Below are 21,260 nucleotides of genomic sequence, written 5' to 3' on the forward strand. Positions count from 1 at the left end.
CTGTAAATATATGTGAGTAAATAGGATGGATAATGAAAGGGGAGAAATGTATGCCACATATTGATAAACTTCCCAAGTCTATAGAAATGCAGCTTACGGAACAACCGTTATTTCACTTTGTATCTGATTTAATGAAAGATGGACAATTCGGTGAGCAGTGGCTTGTATTGACTGAGAAGGAGCTTTCCGTTTGGGGGACGGATGGGAAATTGGTGTCGAAGCTATTTGTTTCGAGCATAACCGATTCCCGAGTTGTAGGCGGGGTAGGCGGCGGTTCGTTGCTTGTCGATACTAAAGAGGGTCCAATGATTCTTATACGTTATACCGCATCACTTACTTCTATATTTGGATTTGCGTCTAAATTAATTGCTGCTGTAGCTAAAGGGGAGGAGCGGCCAACGGCTTCTGAAAAAGAATTTCCAAGACATTGCCCAAAGTGCCGCAATCCGCTTCCGGACGATTCTCAAGCTTGTCCGGTATGTAAAAGTAATGGCAAGGTTCTGTTTCGGATGCTAAGTTACGCTAAGCCGTATAAAATCCAAATGATCGCAGCAGCGATTATGTTGATTTTCACTACATTGGTAGAGCTTGTTCCACCTTTTTTGACGAAGATGATTGTTGATAACGTGTTAACAAAAAAGGACATGGGCTCAACGCTTCTATGGATAGTCATTGGGCTTGCTGCCACATCTCTGGTGGTTACGCTAATGCAGACTGTACGTGGGCTTATCGGGGTATGGATTGGTTCCAAAATTATGGGTGATCTGCGTCATGATGTGTATCATTCCTTGATGAAATTGTCGTTATCTTTCTTCGATCGAAGACAGTCTTCGCAATTCATTGGACGGGTCAATAATGACTCTGAGGCGATGCGGCAATTCATGACAGATGGTGTGATATGGGTCTCTGGCGAATCCTTGAGGGTAATCGCAATCTTCGCGATTATGTTTAGTATGGATTGGAAGCTAACACTGCTAGCCATGCTGCCTATGCCGCTCATGGTCGTACTATCGACTGTATTATGGCCAATGATTGGTAGACGTTGGTATCAGCAGTGGAGATCTATTTTCAGACTAAATGCTTTGGTAGGCGATTCTTTGCAGGGCATTCGTGTAGTTAAAGCATTTGGACAGGAAACTACAGAAATGTCACGTTATACTGTCGCTAATAAGGAATTGGTGCGGCACAACATCCGGATTGAAGGCTTGTGGCAGGGAATGTTTCCCGCCTTTGCATTAGTTGCTGGTGTAGGTACGCTGTTAATTTGGTATTATGGCGGCAGAACGGTGCTTGATGGGCAATTATCCATTGGTACACTAATCGCTTTGGTTACTTACCTGGGAATGCTCCTCGGACCTTTGCAGTGGGTAAGTCAAATGATCAATTGGGCCAGTCATGCGATTTCGGCAGCCGATCGGGTATTCGAAATTATGGATACACCATCCGATGTGCCTGATACTACGAACCCAGCGGATATTGGTCGTGTCAGTGGTGAGGTAGAGTTTAAACAGGTCACTTATGGATACGAAAAGCATCATCCTGTGCTCAAGAACGTGGATTTAAAAGTGGGTGCAGGAGAAATGATCGGTCTGGTTGGGCATTCAGGTGCTGGGAAGTCGACCTTCATCAACATGATTTGCCGATTCTATGACACAGACGAGGGGACTATCACCATCGATGGGGTGGATATCCGTAATATTAGTCAGTCTGACCTGCGGAGCCAGATCGGTGTAGTGCTGCAGGAGACATTCCTGTTTGACGGCACGATTGCTGAGAATATCGCTTATTCTAAACCGGACGCCACAGAGCTAGAAATTATGCGTGCTGCTAAAATTGCCAATGCACATGACTTCATCGTTCAGCTACCTGATGGCTATGACACAAGGGTAGGAGAACGTGGGCATAAGTTATCCGGAGGGGAGAAGCAGCGAGTGTCTATTGCCCGAGCAATAATTCACGATCCGCGGATTCTAATTCTGGACGAAGCAACGGCTTCAGTGGATACAGTGACTGAGCGGCAAATTCAAGAAGCGATTTCGCGTCTGGTCAAAGGCAGAACGACATTCGCCATTGCTCATCGCTTGTCCACTTTAAGAAATGCCAATCGGCTCGTCGTGCTGGAACGCGGCAAGATTATTGAGGTGGGTACGCATGAAGAATTGCTAGCAGTAGAAGGGGCTTACTTCAAACTGGTCGAAGCACAGAAAGAAATGTCCCAGATCAAGGGGGTAGAAGTGCATGAGTGATCCAATCAGCGTCAGTGGTCAATCGAATGCTAAAGATAAAGATAAAGATAAAGATAAAGATCCCTATGAAATTAATATTTTCGAACCGGGTGCGATCTCCTTTAGTCGTAGTCAAGGCGGGGTATTTCAAGGCGTAGTGGAAGGTAAGGTTTATGAAGAACTAATTCTTTTTCGTATCTTTCCTTTTCAATACAACACCCAGTATATTTCTGTACGTAACTCTAAGAGTGAGGAGATCGGTGTCATTCGTGACATTGATCAGCTGGATGAGGAAAGTCGCGGGGAAGTGGACAAAGAATTGCAGCTGCGATACTTTTTACCGGTTGTGACCCGAATTGATTCCATCAAACAGAAGGCAGATATGTGGATTTGGGAGCTGCAGACGAATCTGGGTCAGACCCGTATCGTGATGCGTAACCTGCATGAGCATATGCAATACCCAAGCCTTCATCGAATCATTCTGACTGACGTTAACGGAAAAAGATGCGAAATTCGTGATTATTCCACTTTGGATGCTCAGAGTCGGAACAAGCTGAAAGACGTTTTATAGTGGAAGAAGGAAAGTGCTTGGTAGTTTATACTACTGAGCACTTTTTTGATCGGTGTAAACATCCGAGGTTATCCCTCCTTTTGTGATGAGGAAACGCATTGGATTGAAGCAAATTTGTCACTAAACTCCCAGTATATGTGGTAATATATTACAACTAGATGATTACTATATGGGAGGTATGTGAGTGAAGCATAAATGGATGAACTCGCCGTACACCTTTGCTTTAGGGATGTTTGCGATGATGGTTCCCAGTCAGGCTTTTAGTTCTTTTTACAGTTATTTTTATGTGGAGAAATTGGGCTTGGGCATTGGACTTGCTACACTGGCCAGAACAATCTTTCTGATCTGGGATGCGGTGAATAATCCGCTGTTTGGATACTGGTCAGACCGCACAAATACCCGCTATGGTCGGCGTAGACCCTGGGTGTTCGGCTCGATTCCGCTGTTTATGCTGGCGTTTGTGCTGGTATTCTCTCCTCCTGGCGGTTTATCCGAGAATGGACTCTTCACTTGGTTTCTAGTGACGCTTATTTTCTATGAGGCTGTCGCTACGGTCTTGTGGGTGAACTATGGCGCACTGCTTCCGGAGCTCTTCCGTGGAGATCGTATTCGGGCAAAAGCCTCGGCGATTCAGCAAGGCTATCAAGTGGTTGCTCTGTTAATCGGTACGGCTCTAACGCCAATCCTTTTCGCAGCAATTAACTTCTCTAATATGGCTATTGTGTATGCCTGTGTCTTCGGTGTGTTTATGTTCTTATGTATGATGAATGTCCAAGAGAAGAAAGAGACTACTAAGACCGAACCTTTGAAGCTCATTCCTGCTTTTCGGGAGACGATACGGAATAAGAAGTTCTGGGTGTTTAATATTTCGAACTCTTTTGCCCAAACGGTTAATGGACTTGTAAGCTCGATGATTCCCTTTTATGCAAAATATGTTCTACATATTTCAGAAGCACAGGTGTCTATTATGCTCGCGGCTGTCTTTGTCTCAGTCATTCCATTAGTGTTCGTGTGGTATTGGATTATTCGTAAGATGGATGGGGTCAAGGCATGGCGGCTATCGCTTATCCTATATGCTTTATCTGTCATTCCGCTATGGTTCGGGTATGATCTCGTGAGTGGTGTGGCCGCTGGCATTGTTGTCGGCTTCGGACTAGCAGGGTTTCTAGTAACCCCGGCGATCGTAGGTGGCAAAATCATTGATGAAGATGCAGAGAAGACAGGGCTGAGAAGAGAGGGTATCTATACTGCAGTAAGCGGATTCATCACTCGTTCAAGCGGATTAATCTCGGCACTGGCCTTTTTTATTGTAGGGATGATCTTTGGTTATAAGGGTGGCGATGATCCAGGGTCTGATCCGGAAGCGACGTTCCGGTATTTAATAAGTGTGGTACCGTTATGTCTGCTAGCTATATCTGTTGTCATATCTTTTACAATTAAATTTACATTTACGGGGCAAATGAGAGGTGATGCTGACTATGAGCAGAAGATTAATCATCAATTGTGATGATTTTGGGCAAAGCCCTGCCATGAATCAGGCCATTATGCATCTATTAGAAGAGCAGAAGGTATCCTCAACGACGATTATGGCAGTAGCTCCTGGATTCGAGGAGGCTGCTGCATGGTGTAGCCGTAGGCAACAACAAAATGTGGGCCTTCATTTGACGTTGACTAGTGAGTTCGAGGCTTTACGCTGGAGTAGCCTGACGGGGGATTCTTCTCTGCACGACGAGAGTGGACATCAGTATAAGACGGTAAAAGAGTTCGAGCAGGGGGCGCAGACAAAAGCTGTGCTGAAGGAGATTGTTGCGCAGTACGAGCGAGTGAAGCAAGCAGGAATAGTGATTAGTCATGTAGACAATCATATGGGTAGCTTATATGGCATGGAAACGGGACGCAGTTTGCTACCGCAGACGCTGTGGAGAATTTCGCGCTGGGGGTTGCCGTCAAGATTCTTCCGATACATCCATGCAGAAGATCCTCTTCTGGGATCGCTGAAAAATATTGAACGTCCTGTTGCACTTGGATCCGGGCTGGCCGATACATTTGGAGTCCCGATTCCTGATTACTTGTTGTCGCATCCTTTTGGTGTGGAAGAGGGTGAGACGTACGATAGCTTCAAACAATCCATTATCGCCAAGATGTATTCGCTACCTGATGGTGTTAGTGAAACCTATATTCATCCCGGAATAGACGATCAGTGGATGCTTGCAAATATACCACATTGGGAGAAGCGAGTCTGGGAATACCATCTACCTTTTGATGATGATTTTACCTATGCGATTCGTGATGCTAATGTTGAATTGACGGACTATCGCTATGTACAGGAGCATTTAAAGCGCCCACGGGTAAAATCTGCGGGAAGGCTTTTGAAGAATCTGATAAGTTCATGAGGATAAATAAAAAGACACCTTGAGGGGTGTCTTTTGACTATCCCATTAAACCCTTCAGTCCATTCAAGAATGGGGAAATCGATTTAATCATATTGTAGCCCATTTTCACAACCGGCATTGTTCTTTGGATCATCCCTACGAAGCCCATAATTCTACCGAATCCTGAAGCGCCTGAACCTGCAGCCTCGGCAGCCCCCGCAGCTCCTCCTCCCATTCCGAACAGTGAGCCAAATAACGGCATGAGTCCAGATACATTCGCCTTCTGGCGGGAGTGAGTGTGTCTTTTTGACTTTCTATTTTTACTTTTATTTTTACGTGGTTTGGACAGGGTCAATCCATCCTTATCGAGGCCAGTTATCCATCCTACATACGTGCGTCCATCATGAAGCGTAACACACACGGGTCTACCCTTGAGCTGTTCAGCTCGCTTGCGAATCTTTGCTCTGTTTGACATACGTGGATCACCTCATTGGTCTATTTAATTCTATATTACTCAGATATTCTGGTGTTGCTTGTGCTGGTTCATCATAAATTGGAAAAGAAAGTCCAAAAAATTGATGAAGAGAGGCTGTACATAAATATCCATCTCAGACTGGGACAATGCTAAGGTCATCGATTTTCATTTGGGATCTTATATTTGAGGGAATGGCTTGAAAGAGGACAATAGATAGATTAAAAGGAAAAAAAAGGTGTTCTTCCGCTTATAAAACCCGAATACCAATTAGCATGGGGGTGGAAGGATGTTATCGGCATGGATTGGAAGTTTTATTTTTGCGGGAGCAGCGGTTTTTTACATACTACTAACATTGGGATTACCTTATGGTGAATTTGCGATGGGAGGCAAACATAGAATCATGCCTTCACAGATGCGGGTGGCATGTGCAGTTTCAGTAGTCATACAACTGCTTGCAATCTTGTACTTGCTGCAGGCAGGTCATGTGATTTCAATTGGTTTACCGTTTGATAGAGGCGTATGTTATTTTTTCGCAGTCTATTTAATTCTCAATACCGTTATGAATTTATTATCGGACAGTAAAAAAGAAAGGCTTGTGATGACACCTTTATCTTTAGTCACTGCTATTTGTTTTGGGCTTACAGCTATCATACGTGGGTCTTGAGAAAGATATCATGAGACCAGGATTCGACGCATCTAGACTTTAAATTAGTGATTATTTTAGGACGCATCTGTATAAGATGTGTTTTTTTGTATGTCTAGAGACTCTTGATCTATTAAATTAAAACATGACTTAGGTCTTTCTTCACACGTTAATAAATTTAACATAGTTTTAAATTGATTTTACAATACTATGCTTTTTCGTTACATCTGTGTGATATAATATCACAGAAACTATGTAAAAATGATAGGGAGGACTTATAATTTATGGGATGGAAGACACGATGGAACAAGCCACTCGCTTCTGTACTGGCAACTGCAGTGCTTTCTTTGCAGGTGTTTGGAGGAATTGGTTTGGGTGCGACTTGGGGTACAGACAAAGCTGAAGCAGCATCCTCAGCTACAGCCAAGCTCCGGTTAATGAGTACCACAGACGTGCACACCAATGTCTACGGCTGGGACTACTTTAAGAATGCGGCCTCTACAACTGTAGGGCTCGATCGAACAGCTACGTTAGTTACTTATGCTAGAAGCGAATATCCTCTTAATAATCTTCTACTCGATAACGGGGATCTGATTCAAGGTACACCACTGGGGACTTACATTGCAAACGAAAGTAAACTGATGGAATCAGAGACCAAGCTACACCCTATGATTGCGGCTATGAATATTATGGAATATGATGTTGCCACTTTTGGTAATCATGAATTTAACTATGGGCTGGAATTCTTAAATCGTACTATTAAAGGCTATAGTAATAATCCATTGACTGGTGCTGATTTCCCTTATGTAAATGCCAATATATATATTGATGATAAAGATGGTAATCCAGACAATGACAAAAATGCTTTCGACCCTTATGTCATTATCAAAAAAACAATAATGGACAGTGATGATCAACCTCAGGTAGTTAAGGTTGGTATACTAGGCCTTGTGACCCCTCAAATCATGGAGTGGGACAAGGTTAATCTGGAAGGTCGAGTTATTGCTAAGGATATTGCAGAAACTGCAGCGAAATTTATTCCTGCCATGAAGAACGAGGGAGCCGATGTTATCGTAGCAATGGCGCATACCGGCTTCGATGCAACTGCAGTTGCGGGTACTGATGCAGAAAATGCTATCAATCTGTTAAGTAAAGTTGATGGTATTGATGCAATTACCTTCTCGCACACTCACAAGGTGTTTCCGACAGGCGATAATGCTTCCCTTGATGCTTCTTTCAAGGATCCATTAACAGGACAGCCGTATAATAGTCCTCAATCTGTTGTTGATAATGTTTATGGCCACATTAATGGTACTCCAGCTGTGCAAGCAGGTTATGGCGGGGGTTACTTGGGTCTGATTGATCTTAATCTGGTGCAGGAAGACGGCAAATGGACAGTCGATAAAAAGAACTCTAAAGCTTCGACCCGCTCCATAGCCAATGCTAAACCGGATGCTGTTGTTGATGCTGCTGTGGCAGCAGATCACCAAGCTACTATTGACTATACAGGTCAAGAGCTAGGCGTTACTACTGCTCCGATGAACAGCTATTTTGCAATGGTTCAGGACGATCCTACCGTGCAAATTGTGACCAATGCCCAGAAGTGGTATGTGGAGAAGTATATTGAAAACAACCTTCCACAGTATAAAAATCTTCCGATTCTCAGTGTAGGTGCTCCTTTTAAGGCTGGACGTAACGGCCCTTCGGAGTACACGAGTATTGAAAAAGGTCCGTTGACTATCCGCAGTGCAAGTGACTTGTACCTGTATGACAACACGCTAAAAGCTATTAAAGTTAAAGGCTCTGTTGTTAAGGAATGGGTTGAAATGAGTGCGGGTGCGTTTAATACCATCGATGAGAAGAGCACGGCTCCACAAAGCTTGCTAAATGGAGATTTTGCGGTTTATAACTTCGATATTATTGATGGTATTAAGTACACTATTGATGTAACTAAGCCTGCGAAATATAATCCTAACGGTACAATTAAGAATGCTTCATCCAGTCGTGTGAAGCAAATTACGTATAAAGGTAAAACTTTGGATCAGAACCAAGATTTCATTGTTGTGACTAACAACTACCGCGCAAGTGGCGGGGGCAATTTCCCGGGTGTGAAAGGTTCAGAGATGTTGGTGGATTCACAAGATGAGAATCGCCAGATCCTCATGGACTACATCAGAGAAGTAGGTACCATTGATCCTTCTGCGGATGGGAACTGGTCTTTGGCCCCTATCTCGGACGATGTGAATATCACCTTTACTTCTTCACCAGAAGCGGCAAAAGTTACGCCAGCCAACATTACGGATACTGGTGCAAAAGATATTAAGGGATTTAGTATTTATAAATTGGCTCTCCCGGTTAAGGATGTAGAAGTTCACCTTCTGGGAATCAATGATTTCCACGGCCAACTGGATACAGTTTCTACAGTAAGTAACAAGAATGTGGGAACGGCTGCTATTCTTGCAACTTACCTAAAAGAAGCACGGGCTAAATACGACAATGCTCTGCTCTTTCATAACGGAGATTCCGTAGGTGCATCTGCTCCGGTATCCTCGCTTGAACGCGATGAGCCGACGATTGAGTGGATGAACATGATGGGATTTGATGTAGGTTCCCTGGGTAACCATGAATTTGACCAAGGTGTCGATGCACTGATGACGCAGCTTTATGGCGGTGTGGATCCTAAGGACGGCAATGTTACCCACAAGGGTACCAATTTTGACTATGTTAATGCCAATGCGGTAGATGCGACAACCCGCGAGCCGATCATTAAACCTTATGTAATTAAAGAAGTGGGCGGTGTGAAGATCGGATTTATTGGTCTGGTAACGAAGGCTACACCAGGCAAAGTTTCACCTTCCGGTACCGCTGGCGTATATTTCCTCACACCTGAGGAGGAAGTAGCGGCTGTTGAGAAATATGCGAAGGAGCTTCAAGCTAAAGGCGTAGAGACGATTATCGTGCTTGCGCATGATCCAGCTTCTACTAAAGACGGGGTAACTACAGGTGAGGCAGCTGATCTAGCCAACGCACTTCCTGCAAATTCCCCTGTTGACGTTATTGTTGCTGGTGATAACCATGCGCTGGCAAACGGAACAGTAAACGGTAAGTTGATTGTACAAGCCTACTCTTACGGTACAGCATTTGAAGATATTAAGCTGATCATTGATCCTAAAACAGGTCATGTGAAGGAGAAGTCTGCTGTAGTGACCTCCACCTTCCATGACGGCGTAACACCGGATCCGGAAAGTGTGGCACTGGTTAATACTTACCTTGAGAAGCATCCTGAACTTACTCAACCAGTGGGTACAACAAACGGAACTATCACTCGTACCGATGCTTACAACAATGAGGCTGCACTTGGTAACCTGATCGCTGACGCTATGCGTACTGCTGATTTCGGCGATGGCGCTAAGGCTGCTGATTTCGCCTTTATGAATCCGGGTGGTATCCGTGCGGATCTTCCAAAAGGCCCTGTAACCTTCGGCGATCTGGCGAAAATTCAGCCATTCGGCAATACGCTTGTGAAGCTGACGCTGACTGGAGCGCAAATCAAAACGTTGCTGCAACAGCAATGGAATGTAAAGGCTGATGGAACACCCGATATCAAAACGCTGCAAATTTCTGGACTGAAATATACAGCGAATATGTATCTTCCGGTAGCAGATCGCATTGCCAAGCTTACGCTAACTAATGGAACACCAATTAATCCTACACAGAAATATACGGCTGTAGTGAATAACTTTATGGCTGCGGGCGGGGATAACTACAAGGTTCTGACTCAAGCTAGTGATTCATTGGCTGGACCTATTGATTTGGACGTATTCTACGACTATATTGTGAGCACGTTTGATAGAAAAGAGATTAAAGCAGCTGTTGAAGGTCGGATTGTTAACAATTTGAAGGAAGTAACTCCAACGCCGACACCTAGTCCAACGGCAACACCAACGCCAACAACGGTACCAACAACAGCACCAACAACGGCACCAACAACAGCACCAACAACAGCACCAACAACAGCACCAACAACGGCACCAACAACGGCACCAACAACGGCACCAACAACGGCACCAACAACGGCACCAACAACAGCACCAACAGCAACACCAGCACCAACAACAGCACCAACAGCAACGCCAGCACCAACTACTGCTCCAGCAGCAAACTTCAAAGATCTGGGTAAGGTAGTATGGGCGCAAGAAGCTGTTCAAGCATTGGCTGCTAAGGGCATTATAAAAGGATTGGACGCAAATAGTTTTGCGCCAACCAAAACAGTGACTAGAGCAGAGTTTATTACAATGCTGGTACGCGCACTGAATCTGACGGGTTCGGCAACAACCAGTTCATTCAGCGATGTTAAACAAGGAGTTTGGTACACGGATTCTATCGCTATTGCGGTGAAGGCCGGGATTGTACAAGGGTCTGGTGATGGTAAGTTCGAACCGGGTCGTCAAGTGACCCGAGAAGAGATGGCTATTATGATTGCTAATGCATTGAAGGATAAACTACAGCCGATTGATAAGAATGCAGCGCTGGGCAAGTTTGCAGACAAGTCCAGTATTGCTCCTTACGCTCAGGACGCTATAGCACAACTGACCCAATTGGGGATCGTTAACGGTGTTGAAGGTGGCAAATTTGCACCTAAGGGCATAGCTAACCGTGCTCAAGCGGCAGTCATTATCTACCGTATGCTTGAACAAGCTTCATAACCCGATAGTTCTTCTGAAAAAGTGTATCGATGATCCCAAATAGGGACTCGGTACACTTTTTCTTTTTACATTAGGTATTGCCCTTTGTGCTAATATATGATAATTTAGTTCTGCACTGCATGTTTCTTTTATATTTTGTGCGGTCGTGGCGGAATTGGCAGACGCGCACGGTTCAGGTCCGTGTGGGTTAATCCCCGTGGAGGTTCGAGTCCTCTCGACCGCATACCTAAGTGCATATAAACTAGCTGTACTTTTGAATTGCTCTTCAACCTGAAGAGCCTTTTTTTTATTTATAAGGATATTTCAAGTTTGGATAACTCTAATATAAAAGAAGTGAAGCGAAGATGGAACCTAATGTAAATGTCAATACGAAGCGAAGTGTGCGGTTTCTTGAGAAGTATTTTTCAGGAGAATCGTTAGATTATCGCCATATGATTGCTTTATTCATTCCTATTCTGGTAGATCAGGCCTTTATAGTGGGGCTTAATCTAGTGAATACAGCCATGATCAGCTCGTCCGGTGTGGCAGCTATCAGTGCGGTGAACATGATCGATTCCCTTAATCTTTTTCTCATTAGTGTGTTTATCGCGGTATCAACAGGTGGTACGGTTGTCGTAGCGCAGTACAAAGGAAGCGGTAATAGTCTTATGGTGTCAAAAGCCACCGCAGGTGCCACCTCGTCGGTTTCCCTTATGGCTTTTGTTATTGGTATGTTTGGTATTCTTTTTCACAATCCGTTGTTGAACTTACTATTTGGAGCGGCTTCGCCAGAGGTAATGCACAACGCCCGAATCTATTTGATTGGGAGCTGTATCTCCTATCTTGGAATAGCTGTGGTAGAGGCAGTGTGTGGTGCCCTTCGGGGAATCGGAAGGACGAGAGCCTCGCTTGCACTATCGCTCATTATGAATTTAGTTTACGTCCTCTTGAATCTCGTATTTATTAACCTTTTGCATATGGGTGTTCTAGGGATGACTATTTCTATAAATATAGCTCGATATTTGGGCGCGATATGCGCTCTGTATTATCTGTTCCGGATGGACAATGAACTGCATATTCGAATTCGTGACTTACTGGTGGTTCAATTCTCCATGCTCAAAAAAATAATGTTCATCGGTATGCCGTTTGCGGCGGAGCAGATGTTCTTTAATGGTGGTAAGATTCTGACGCAAGTCTTTATCGTCAGTCTCGGTACTTACGCGCTTGCTACAAACGCTATTGCCTCTTCCTTTGCGGGGATTATGCAAATTCCGGGCAATGCGCTGTCTTTGACGATTATTACAGTGGTCGGACAATGTATGGGAAGCAATAATGTTAAGGATGCCCGGAAATTTATTAAATCGTTTCTCGTAGCCTCTTCCCTTTCCTTTGTGGTGATGGGATTGTTAGTTATGCCTTTCTTCCATCCGCTAGTTTCGATGTTCCATCCACCTGCGGAGATCGTGAGAGATATCTTTATAATTGTACTTATCAATACAATCGTACAAATACCACTGTGGTCTATTAGCTTCATAACACCATCAGCGCTTAGAGCAGCAGGAGATTCCAAGTTTACATCCATGGTGTCTATGCTGAGTATGTGGTTGTTCCGCGTAGTACTCGGGTATATCTTAGGTATTGTTCTGGATTTCGGTCTACTTGGGGTTTGGTTAGCTATGAACTGTGAGTGGGGAATTAGAGGATTCATATTTCTACGGCGTTTCATGGGTAAGAAGTGGGTTCAGCATCGTGTTATATAGTAAAAGTAAAAGACACCCTAAAGGGTGTCTTTTTGTTCGCCATGCATGTAATGTTATTCTTTGATCTGTGAGAACAAATCATTCAAAGCCTCGCTCATTGTGGGGTGAGTAAAGATATGATCTCTCAAAAAGGTGAAATCTTGCCCTGTTTGAATAGCCATACTCACGATATTAATCACTTCACTGGATTCCGCACAGAACAATGTAGCTCCGAGAATTTTATTGGTTTTTGCATCCACAATAGCTTTTAGGAAGCCTTCAGTTTCGTTAATTAAGCGGGCACGTGGAATAGCTGCTGAAGGCAATTTCGCGACTTTAATTTCAAGTCCTTGTTCGGTAGCTGCTTCTTCACTAATTCCTACTCTGGATAGTGGAGGATCTATAAATACGCTGTACGGAACAGCGTCACGGTCATTTGTGGTATGGGAATGATCGCCGAAGAGATCATTTCGTACGATTCTATAATCGTCTAAAGATATATAGGTAAACTGTAATCCGCCTTTGACATCGCCAAGAGCCCATATATGGGGAACGGAGGTTTTTAGGGAAGGGTCCACCTTAATAGCACCCCGATCTGTAACTTCTACACCGGCTGCTTCTAGATTTAATCCCTCGATGTTTGGTTTTCTACCTGTCGCTACCAGTACAGCATCGACTTTCAATTCTTGAATAGCGCCATCTATCGAAAAGGAGATAACTGTTCCATCTTTAACATCCTTCAGTCCTATAACCTTTGCCTTCAGTTTGACCTCAATGTTCTTCTTGGTAAAGGTTTGGAGGACGGCCTCCGCGACATCGCGGTCTTCTTTAGGGATGAATTTCGAGGAACCCTCCAGCACCGTAACCTGTGAGCCGAATTGACTGTAGATCGAAGCGAATTCCAAACCAATATAACCACCACCAATGATGGCTAGTTTAGTTGGGAGCTCCTTAAGATCCATAATGGACGTGCTGGTATAAACGAACTTACTATCTTGTATCCCGTCAATCGTTGGAATGATGGTCTCAGCACCCGTATTAATGAAGATTTTGTCGGCGGTTAAGATTTTCGTCTCACCGGCTTCCTTCACTTGAACTTCGTGATCTGATAAGAAGGAAGCTTCTCCATTAATAACTTCTATATTCTCGTTCTGATTTAGATTATCGTAATTTTTCTGGCGTAGAAATGAAATCAGTTGATCCTTGTTATGGATCGCTTCTTCATAATCTTTGCCTTGATGTGCTTGGTAAGCTAAGGATTTGGTAGGGATGCAGGCGATGTTAATGCAGGTTCCACCGTACATTTCCTTAGATCGTTCAATAACGGCTACTTTCCATTTTCGATTAGCTAGTTCTGTGGCAAGGGTCTTTCCGCCTTTACCGAAACCAATAATAATAGCGTCGAACTTGTTCATTTGAATACCTCCGGGTTACACAGGATGTTATAAATTATGCGGTAAATAGCATGTTATCTTTATTATTACCCTTGATTCAAAGGCTATTAAACGAATAATAAGGAGATTTAAAGACAAAAAAAGATCTCCTCTAAAGGAAATCTCTTAATGATCAATAGGCTGGCTGGCGTATAAATTAACGTAATTTAATCGATCCGCCATCGACCATGATTGTTTGACCCGTAATATAGTCGGAGTCTTCGTTCGCTAGGAGAACAGCAACACGGCCGATATCACTTTCCAGCTCACCCAGTCTTCTTAAAGGGATCTTGGAAATCATGCTTTGGTAGTACTCTAGGTTTGCTTCTGCCCATCGAATCATACATCGAATGGTTTCTTTCAAATAAGGTAATGCGGCTTGTATGAAATAGAAGGTAGGATAGAATCCGGTTAGCTGTCTAGGTAGGAGAGAGTACAGGGAATCCCATGGTGATCACTGCACCGCCATCCTTACGGTTCCCCGCTGTAATCAGACCTCCGGAGCGCTCTACGATCGCACGGGAGATGGCAAGTCCTAGTCCCGATTCGCCATCTTTTCCTTTAACAAATCGGTGGAACAGGTATGGAAGCAGGTCTTCTGAAATGCCAGGGCCATCATCGCTAACTGAGAGTAGAACCTGGTCATCCTTAACCGAAGCATGAATGTAGATATGCTGATTAGCATAACGAGTTGCATTGGAAACCACATTAAGCAGTGCCTGCAATAGCTTATCTCTATCGGCACGGACCGTAAGCGGCTCGCAATCATCGTAGGATACATGCAGGGTCAGCCCTTTTTTCATCAAAAGAGGGTTCATGCGTTCAATGGTTTCTACAATTATATCGTCCAGTGAGAGCTCGCTAGTTCTAAATATATTCTCCTCACTATCCAGCTTCGCAAGCAGGGTCATTTCCGTAACGAGTTTCTTCAGACGACTACTCTCGCTCATAATGATATCCAGACCCTTATCGATCGCTTCCCCCTCGAAGACACCATCCTTAATGCCTTCAGCATAACCAGAGATGGACATCAGTGGGGTCTTTAATTCGTGAGAGGCATTCTGAAAAAATTGCTTCTGTACGTGGTTAAATCGATTCAATTCACCAGCCATGTCATATACCGACTTAGCAACAGCGCCAATCTCTCCACCAGCCTTGATCAGTTTAACCTCTGAGAAGTGGCGCTCTTTTACTTTTTTCAGTTCTTGCTGCAGCTTCATTAGAGGCTGGATTAGCTTTTTCGTGATAAACAGGCCAAATAGGAGCATAAATGCCCCTGCAGCACCGAAAACGATTAGCAGTCTTTTGAACAGAGCTTGTTCAATGCTTGTTACTGCGCTCATAGGTGTAAGCAGAGTTAGCGTGCCTATTGGCGTAGCCTTCACTTCTGTTATATATCTTGCATCTGTTCCATTCCAAATATTCTGGAGGTCAGAGGCTTGACCAGCGACAAACTGCGCATTGGATTTTACCGCGACGGAACTCATACTCGATGAGGTGGACAATACTTTTCCTGTCTCATCACTAAGGATAGCCTCGACGCTTGCAGTGCCTACAGAAGAAGGCATGATCACGGGCAGCGCATGGAGTTCAGTCTCAAAGTCGCCACTGTATGTGCTCCCCTCAACTATAGTGGCTGACATGGCAGAGCTAATGGTTCGCAGTTCCGCCTTTTGTGTTCCGACAAAATGATTAAGCAGCACAAAATGGATCACGACAGCGGTAATAGACAGGAGCAGTACCAATACAACGCTAAAGGCTAAATTAATCTGATGTGCTAGCTTCATCGATCTCCACTCCCTCCTCAATACGCATACGATAGCCATGTCCCCATACGGCTTCAATCGGCAGCAGATCTAGTTTTTTTCGCATCCGTTTAATTAAATGGTCTACGGCACGGTCGCTTCCGAAATAGTCATCTCCCCACACATGGGTTAGCAGCTCATCTCTTGTAAATGCGCGGTTGGGAGAGGTTGCGAATACTTTTAGGAGGGTGAATTCTTTACTGGTGAGTTCAATCTCTTTCCCATGCCAGAACACACGTCTTTCATCCAATAATAGCTGTAGATGAGTAACCTCAATATGCGTAGGTGTGAGGGGGGTACTACTTGCAGGTTCTATTTGAATACTCATTTTATACCACCGTTGTAGCTGGCGTTTAATGCGAGCAACTAGCTCCCGAGGGCTAAATGGCTTGACTAGATAATCATCACTGCCTAGCTCTAAACCTAAAATTTTATCCACTTCATTATCCCTTGCGGAGATCATAATAATCGGCACTTCGGCTTCATTGCGAATTCGCCGACAAAATTCGTACCCGTCCATGCCGGGCAGCATAACGTCGAGTACCCACATATCCGGTGGGCTTGTCTGCCATAAGGTCCATGCTTCTTCAGCGCTGCCAAGAGCAATCGTGCGGTAATTTTCTTTTTGTAAATAAGCTTCTACAAGATTACGTATATGTTGATCATCATCTACTACGGCAATGAGATAGTTGGTATTCATTTAGTTAACCTCCAGATTATTCTTCTGCAATTATATCAATCCAGAGGGGAGTAGAGGGGGCTGCCATCGTTTTTCCACAAATTAACCAATGTTATGCCACACCGATTTTGTAAGCTTGGACTTGTAAGATCATTCGAATCGACGAGGAGTGTTGTATTTATGAATCAACAGATGATATTTAAAAAGTTAGCGTTATCCGCCCTACTGGTATCCGCAGTTGCTGCACCGACTGCAGCGAACGCAGCTAGCGGAGCTCAGGATCAAAGTGGAAAAACAACGGCTGCAGCGGTGGTTACTCCAGCAACTAAGGGAACAATTGCTACTCAAGTAACAATCTTTGATTGGGTAGATCCCCTTGAACTGGCTAAAACATATGCACCTAGTACTCTAGAAGACTGGAAGAAGACCTTGGATCAATATTACAAGGCTGCTGGATTTAGTGTAACCGCGGTTTCCGAGCTAGTACCTTCTGAGCAGGCAGAAGGGGTTGTGTTCTCGAAAAATATTGCATCAGCCGAAGCGCTGCCCGTGAGTTATATTGAAGCTGGTCGCAATGTTGAGGTATTGCCTAATGATGAGAAGATGGGGAGTGTCGTCTCTACTTCTATTAAAGGTGTAGCTGCAATTGCAGCAGTAGAAGTGAGTGAAGCTACAATTTCAATTCAAGAGTTTAGCGAGGCTGATAAAGCCTTTTTCAAAGCCCAAGAGGATCTGAATAGTGCTGCTAAAACCAAAGATGCCACTGTGATTAAGGAAGCTTTAGCTAAGCTGCTGGATCAATATAAAGAGAAAATCGAAGCATTTGAAACAGCTAAGTAACAGCGATTAACGCGGCTGGATACAGAGCAGAGAGAGTGAAAAGGGAAGAATAAAAGACACCTCGAGGGGTGTCTTTTTTTACGTAAATGTAAGGATCGATCGAAGGTGTACTTTAGCAGGCTTTCTCTAGTCCAGCCCAATCTCGCCCTTTACTTGAAGCTTTGCCTTCTTGCGCCAGTTGACTCCGATCACCCCGGCGATGATCATCACCGTACCGGTCCAATGATACCATTCCAGCTGTTCATTCAGCAGAAGCACGCCGCCAAGAATAGAGACAACCGTCGAAAGACTGCCGAAGATGCTCACGCGTGAAGCCTCCATTCGGGATAAAGCGTAGTTGGAGAGGAAGGAGGTCACGAGGGATGAGAGTACGCCGAGATAGATCATGGAGAATATGAACTTAGGCTCCTGAAAAGGTGTGAAATATTGATTCAAGGTTCCTGCTGAACCATGCTTAATGATTGATAGACCATTGAAAAATATAAATCCGAATAAAGTAATCATATAAGTGAGCTCTTTAGGACTCCAAGTTCGTGTCAGCTTTCGGGCCGCAACATTATAGCCGGCAAGGGATAGCGCTGAGATTAGGATGAGTAAGACGCCCCAGAGACTAGAGGAAGAAATACTCACACCCGGTATGGCAAAGATAAGAATGATACCTGCAACCGAGATTAAGGTGGAGATCTTTTGGAAGCCGCTTGTAGTTTCCTTTAAGAACATTGCCGCCAAAATAATGGTGAAGATGGGCATGGTCGCCTGAATAATACCCGCTACAGCTGATGTTGTATGCAGAAGTCCAAAGGCTTGGAGCGTAAAGTACAACGCTGGGTATAGTAGAGCAAGTGGGATGACCACTGCTGCCTTGGATATTCCAAACTTCACCCGCCCCCACCCTGGAAAAGTAAATAACGAAGCGGCAAGAAAAGATAACGTGAAACGATGAGCCAATGTATCGAATGGGTCCGAAACGGTTAGTGCCATTTTTACAAATATAAAAGAAAACCCGACAATAACAGCATTCAAGACAGCAGCTACTATCGCTTTTTGAGTAGAAGATATATTCATCAGTAAGACCTCCAAAGTGTTGCGCGCATTTAGGACCGGTCCTGTTATGTTCTTTATTCTAAGGCTAGAATAGCTGTGCTACAATGAAATTATTGTTCATCTGTACCGGTACAAAATAGACTCGGAGGAGGGTGAAGGAGATATATAAGTATTCGGAATTAATTAATGATCTGGAATTTCAAATCGCAGAAGACACGTACCGAGAGGGTGACAAGCTGCCCTCTATTCGGGAGCTGGCACTGCGTTATGATTGCAATAAGAGCACAGTTATCCGTGCACTCCAAGATCTTCAAGATAAACATCTAATCTACGCTGCTTCAAAGAGCGGATATTATGTTATGAAACGAAGTGGGGAGCGGAAAGAAGAAGGTGCGCACTGGATTGATTTTGCGGCATCTGCACCGGACCCGGATATTTTCCCGTATCTGGATTTTCAACATTGTATTAATAAAGCGATTGATATGTACCGTAAGGATTTGTTTATCTATGGAACGCCGCAGGGGCTGCCGTCTCTTATCCGTGAAATGCAGCGACAACTGGCCTCTTACCAGGTATTTGCTGATCCGAAGCAGATTTTCATCACCTCTGGCGTGCAGCAAGCGCTTGGGCTCTTGACCCGGATTCCTTTTCCGAATGGCAGGGAGCGTGTGCTGATTGAACAGCCGAGTTACCCGTTATTTATGGAGTATTTGAAGACGTACGGCATCGAGACCGAGGGGATACAGCGTTCGGATGACGGGGTGGATTTGAATGAATTAGAGCGTTTTTTTAAAACAGGCGAGTTCAAGTTCTTCTATACCGTTCCGCGGTTTCATAACCCGCTAGGTGTTTCCTATACTCGTAATCAGAAGAAGGCGATTGCGCAGCTTGCAGCTACATACGATGTGTATATCGTAGAGGATGACTACATGGCAGATTTAGAGCAGGATGCGAAGCAAGATCCGATCTATGCCTATGACAATACCTCACATGTTATCTATTTAAAAAGCTTCTCCAAGATCATATTCCCAGGTCTGCGCGTTGGTGTGGCCGTACTTCCCGAGGTGCTCTGTGAGTCCTTTAACCGATTCAAAAGACTGATGGATATAGATAGCTCTATGCTATCCCAAGCTGCTCTGGAGCTGTATTTAAAAAGCGGGATGTTTGAGCGCCACCGTAAAAAGATGCGTTCCTGCTACGGAAAAAGGTCCATGCTCCTCCATGATTCGATCGTGAGGGAGGTAAATGCAGCCTCTGAACAGTATTATTCCTATCGTCCTGCCAGTCAGTTAGGTGTGCATACATATCTGAAATTGGCGGATAACCTTAGAGCAGAGCAAATAATCAAACGGCTGCAAAAAAAGTCTATTCGAGTGGAGATGGCGGATAGCGGTTACCTGCCCTATTTTGCTAAAAAAGAGAGAATCCTAAAGCTTAACGTATCTAGTGTAAAAGAGCCTGACATTCCCTCTGGTATTGAACAGGTCATTCGAGAAATAAGATGAAGTAGCGGTAATAGAGACTATGACTAACTTTGGAGGAAAAATAAAAAAGCCTGCTAATGTAGCAGGCTTAAGGGGATGCGTTATATGAACTTCTAATCTTTCTCTGGCAATGGATATGGATGATTTCTCTTACTGATCTTCTACTATCTCTGACTGCCAGCCTAACTGTCTGCACATCTCGCTCATTTTGCGGATATTAAGTCTGGCTTCAATCTTGGTTAAGCCCAGTCTCATCGAAGTATCCGCAGCCCAGCGAAGTAAGTACACCAAGGTGTCAGCCTGCGCTTCTTTAGCTGCATAATCTAATAGTACAAGGGTATTGTCCACAACACCTGCGCGTACATATCCCCAGTAGCTGCCATCAAATTGCTGTATAGTAAACAACTCGCGATCCTCTATAACTCCAACCTCTTCTAGCGGACTTTCCAGATGCTCCAGCCACTCTTTTTCAGAAGTGAAATGCAGTGTATATTGCGGAATATTCCACTCGGTAGTCTGGGTCGCGAGGTCGGTAAGCTGCTTGTTATTTTCTAAAGGAACCCATTTTTCCACGGGATGATCTAACGCTGCCGGAACGTCTACAACGATTTTCCAAGGTCTGTAGTTTACTTCTACGCCAATGGACCCTAGGATCTCAGGTACGCCGACACTTTCCAAACCTCTTTGCTTGGCGATCCGAATAAGTGCTCTCAAGGCATCCGGTGAACCCTTTGCGACATCATTACTATGCATGACTACAATGGTTCCATTTTCAAGTGTAGGTTCAACTCTGGCAACGATCTCGTCTGCAGAAATACCTGACCAATCTCCGCAATCAACGCCTTCAATATCCAGATAACCGCCCCATTCTGTCAGCCAATCCAGATTCTCTTCCCGGAATGAGCAGTATGGAAAACGCATGAAATTTGGAGACGGAAGACCTGTTGCGTCCTGATATGCCAGCTCGGTCAGCTTCAACTGCTCTAAGAATACGGCCTTTGGCACTTGGGCCATTCGCCGGTGATGATACGTATGCGGAGCAAGTACATGACCACGGGAGAGGATTAATCTCGCCTTATCTGGGTGCTGATCCATCCATTCCCCAGTGAAGAAAAAGGTGCCTACAGCCCCTTCCTCCTCCAAAACATCAAGCCACAATTCAACGGGAAGTTGGGAAGGTCCATCATCAAATGTAAATGCGCATAGTGCTTGGTTGATATCGCCTTTCCAAACCGCTTTAGCTGACATATTGACGCCTCTTTTCT

Annotated in this window: 15 protein-coding genes, 1 tRNA gene and 1 pseudogene; 10 read left to right on the forward strand and 7 right to left on the reverse strand. The window is 44.4% G+C overall.

Annotated features, from left to right (window positions below):
* The first annotated feature begins 50 nt into the window (after positions 1-50).
* The 4 genes from R50345_RS01105 to R50345_RS01120 all read left to right on the forward strand — a co-directional run bounded on the left by R50345_RS01105 (position 51) and on the right by R50345_RS01120 (position 5,189).
* Positions 51-2,246 carry an ABC transporter ATP-binding protein gene (locus R50345_RS01105; RefSeq protein ID WP_156114703.1) on the forward strand — a complete coding sequence of 732 codons (2,196 nt, stop codon included), beginning with the start codon at positions 51-53 and terminating at the stop codon, positions 2,244-2,246.
* Positions 2,239-2,796: a DUF1854 domain-containing protein gene (locus R50345_RS01110; RefSeq protein WP_081953965.1), complete on the forward strand. Its 558-nt coding sequence runs from the start codon at positions 2,239-2,241 to the stop codon at positions 2,794-2,796. The genes R50345_RS01105 and R50345_RS01110 overlap by 8 nt, the downstream gene beginning before the upstream one ends.
* A gap of 184 nt (positions 2,797-2,980) precedes the next feature.
* Positions 2,981-4,303, forward strand: a complete 1,323-nt coding sequence (locus R50345_RS01115) for an MFS transporter (RefSeq protein ID WP_042123377.1) — start codon at positions 2,981-2,983, stop codon at positions 4,301-4,303.
* On the forward strand, positions 4,275-5,189 hold the full coding sequence (locus tag R50345_RS01120; protein ID WP_042123379.1) for a polysaccharide deacetylase family protein: 915 nt from the start codon (positions 4,275-4,277) through the stop codon (positions 5,187-5,189). The genes R50345_RS01115 and R50345_RS01120 overlap by 29 nt, the downstream gene beginning before the upstream one ends.
* Positions 5,190-5,226: 37 nt before the next feature.
* On the opposite strand, the gene R50345_RS01125 is transcribed toward R50345_RS01120, so the two are convergent.
* Positions 5,227-5,643, reverse strand: a complete 417-nt coding sequence (locus R50345_RS01125) for an LSm family protein (protein ID WP_042123381.1) — start codon at positions 5,641-5,643, stop codon at positions 5,227-5,229.
* Between the two features lie 286 nt (positions 5,644-5,929).
* Here R50345_RS01125 and R50345_RS01130 point away from each other — a divergent pair, with 286 nt between their 5' ends.
* The 4 genes from R50345_RS01130 (at position 5,930) to R50345_RS01145 (ending at position 12,731) form a co-directional block, all read left to right on the forward strand.
* Positions 5,930-6,307 carry a hypothetical protein gene (locus tag R50345_RS01130; protein ID WP_042123383.1) on the forward strand — a complete coding sequence of 126 codons (378 nt, stop codon included), beginning with the start codon at positions 5,930-5,932 and terminating at the stop codon, positions 6,305-6,307.
* A 263-nt stretch (positions 6,308-6,570) separates the two neighbouring features.
* On the forward strand, positions 6,571-10,992 hold the full coding sequence (locus tag R50345_RS01135; RefSeq protein WP_042123386.1) for a bifunctional 2',3'-cyclic-nucleotide 2'-phosphodiesterase/3'-nucleotidase: 4,422 nt from the start codon (positions 6,571-6,573) through the stop codon (positions 10,990-10,992).
* A 139-nt stretch (positions 10,993-11,131) separates the two neighbouring features.
* Positions 11,132-11,215 (forward strand) — tRNA-Leu (locus tag R50345_RS01140).
* A gap of 121 nt (positions 11,216-11,336) precedes the next feature.
* A complete protein-coding gene (locus R50345_RS01145; RefSeq protein ID WP_042123388.1) occupies positions 11,337-12,731 on the forward strand; it encodes an MATE family efflux transporter in 1,395 nt (464 codons plus the stop codon).
* A 53-nt stretch (positions 12,732-12,784) separates the two neighbouring features.
* Here the strand turns inward: R50345_RS01145 and R50345_RS01150 are convergent, their stop codons facing one another.
* From R50345_RS01150 to R50345_RS01165, 4 genes and pseudogenes are all read right to left on the reverse strand, one after another.
* Positions 12,785-14,125 (reverse strand): FAD-dependent oxidoreductase, encoded by a 1,341-nt coding sequence (locus R50345_RS01150; protein WP_042123389.1) that lies wholly within the window; start codon positions 14,123-14,125, stop codon positions 12,785-12,787.
* A gap of 175 nt (positions 14,126-14,300) precedes the next feature.
* A pseudogene (locus R50345_RS01155) lies at positions 14,301-14,477 on the reverse strand (SDR family oxidoreductase); the annotation flags it as partial.
* 85 nt (positions 14,478-14,562) lie between these two features.
* Complete coding sequence (locus R50345_RS01160) at positions 14,563-15,930, reverse strand: sensor histidine kinase (protein ID WP_042123392.1); 1,368 nt, start codon at positions 15,928-15,930, stop codon at positions 14,563-14,565.
* Complete coding sequence (locus R50345_RS01165; RefSeq protein ID WP_042123395.1) at positions 15,908-16,648, reverse strand: response regulator transcription factor; 741 nt, start codon at positions 16,646-16,648, stop codon at positions 15,908-15,910. Before R50345_RS01165 ends, R50345_RS01160 begins: the two co-directional genes overlap by 23 nt.
* Positions 16,649-16,807: 159 nt before the next feature.
* Here R50345_RS01165 and R50345_RS01170 point away from each other — a divergent pair, with 159 nt between their 5' ends.
* Positions 16,808-17,467, forward strand: coding sequence for a hypothetical protein (locus R50345_RS01170; protein WP_042123397.1), 660 nt, complete (start codon positions 16,808-16,810; stop codon positions 17,465-17,467).
* A 126-nt stretch (positions 17,468-17,593) separates the two neighbouring features.
* Here R50345_RS01170 and R50345_RS01175 read toward each other — a convergent pair whose 3' ends face one another.
* Complete coding sequence (locus R50345_RS01175; protein WP_042123399.1) at positions 17,594-18,532, reverse strand: DMT family transporter; 939 nt, start codon at positions 18,530-18,532, stop codon at positions 17,594-17,596.
* A gap of 140 nt (positions 18,533-18,672) precedes the next feature.
* Here R50345_RS01175 and R50345_RS01180 point away from each other — a divergent pair, with 140 nt between their 5' ends.
* On the forward strand, positions 18,673-20,016 hold the full coding sequence (locus tag R50345_RS01180; RefSeq protein ID WP_042131760.1) for an aminotransferase-like domain-containing protein: 1,344 nt from the start codon (positions 18,673-18,675) through the stop codon (positions 20,014-20,016).
* Positions 20,017-20,145: 129 nt separating this feature from the next.
* Here the strand turns inward: R50345_RS01180 and R50345_RS01185 are convergent, their stop codons facing one another.
* Entirely contained in the window at positions 20,146-21,243 is a 1,098-nt protein-coding gene (locus tag R50345_RS01185) for a polysaccharide deacetylase family protein (protein ID WP_042123402.1), read from the reverse strand.
* Between the last annotated feature and the right edge of the window lie 17 nt (positions 21,244-21,260).

Source organism: Paenibacillus sp. FSL R5-0345 (assembly GCF_000758585.1).
GTDB lineage: Bacteria > Bacillota > Bacilli > Paenibacillales > Paenibacillaceae > Paenibacillus_AQ.

What these genes read in the sequence shown, in the direction of transcription:
- R50345_RS01105 (WP_156114703.1), top strand. Translation starts at nt 51, where the DNA reads ATGCCACATATTGATAAACTTCCCAAGTCTATAGAAATGCAGCTTACG.
- R50345_RS01110 (WP_081953965.1), top strand. Translation starts at nt 2,239, where the DNA reads ATGAGTGATCCAATCAGCGTCAGTGGTCAATCGAATGCTAAAGATAAA.
- R50345_RS01120 (WP_042123379.1), top strand. Translation starts at nt 4,275, where the DNA reads ATGAGCAGAAGATTAATCATCAATTGTGATGATTTTGGGCAAAGCCCT.
- R50345_RS01125 (WP_042123381.1), bottom strand. Translation starts at nt 5,643, where the DNA reads ATGTCAAACAGAGCAAAGATTCGCAAGCGAGCTGAACAGCTCAAGGGT.
- R50345_RS01130 (WP_042123383.1), top strand. Translation starts at nt 5,930, where the DNA reads ATGTTATCGGCATGGATTGGAAGTTTTATTTTTGCGGGAGCAGCGGTT.
- R50345_RS01135 (WP_042123386.1), top strand. Translation starts at nt 6,571, where the DNA reads ATGGGATGGAAGACACGATGGAACAAGCCACTCGCTTCTGTACTGGCA.
- R50345_RS01145 (WP_042123388.1), top strand. Translation starts at nt 11,337, where the DNA reads ATGGAACCTAATGTAAATGTCAATACGAAGCGAAGTGTGCGGTTTCTT.
- R50345_RS01150 (WP_042123389.1), bottom strand. Translation starts at nt 14,125, where the DNA reads ATGAACAAGTTCGACGCTATTATTATTGGTTTCGGTAAAGGCGGAAAG.
- R50345_RS01160 (WP_042123392.1), bottom strand. Translation starts at nt 15,930, where the DNA reads ATGAAGCTAGCACATCAGATTAATTTAGCCTTTAGCGTTGTATTGGTA.
- R50345_RS01165 (WP_042123395.1), bottom strand. Translation starts at nt 16,648, where the DNA reads ATGAATACCAACTATCTCATTGCCGTAGTAGATGATGATCAACATATA.
- R50345_RS01170 (WP_042123397.1), top strand. Translation starts at nt 16,808, where the DNA reads ATGAATCAACAGATGATATTTAAAAAGTTAGCGTTATCCGCCCTACTG.
- R50345_RS01175 (WP_042123399.1), bottom strand. Translation starts at nt 18,532, where the DNA reads ATGAATATATCTTCTACTCAAAAAGCGATAGTAGCTGCTGTCTTGAAT.
- R50345_RS01185 (WP_042123402.1), bottom strand. Translation starts at nt 21,243, where the DNA reads ATGTCAGCTAAAGCGGTTTGGAAAGGCGATATCAACCAAGCACTATGC.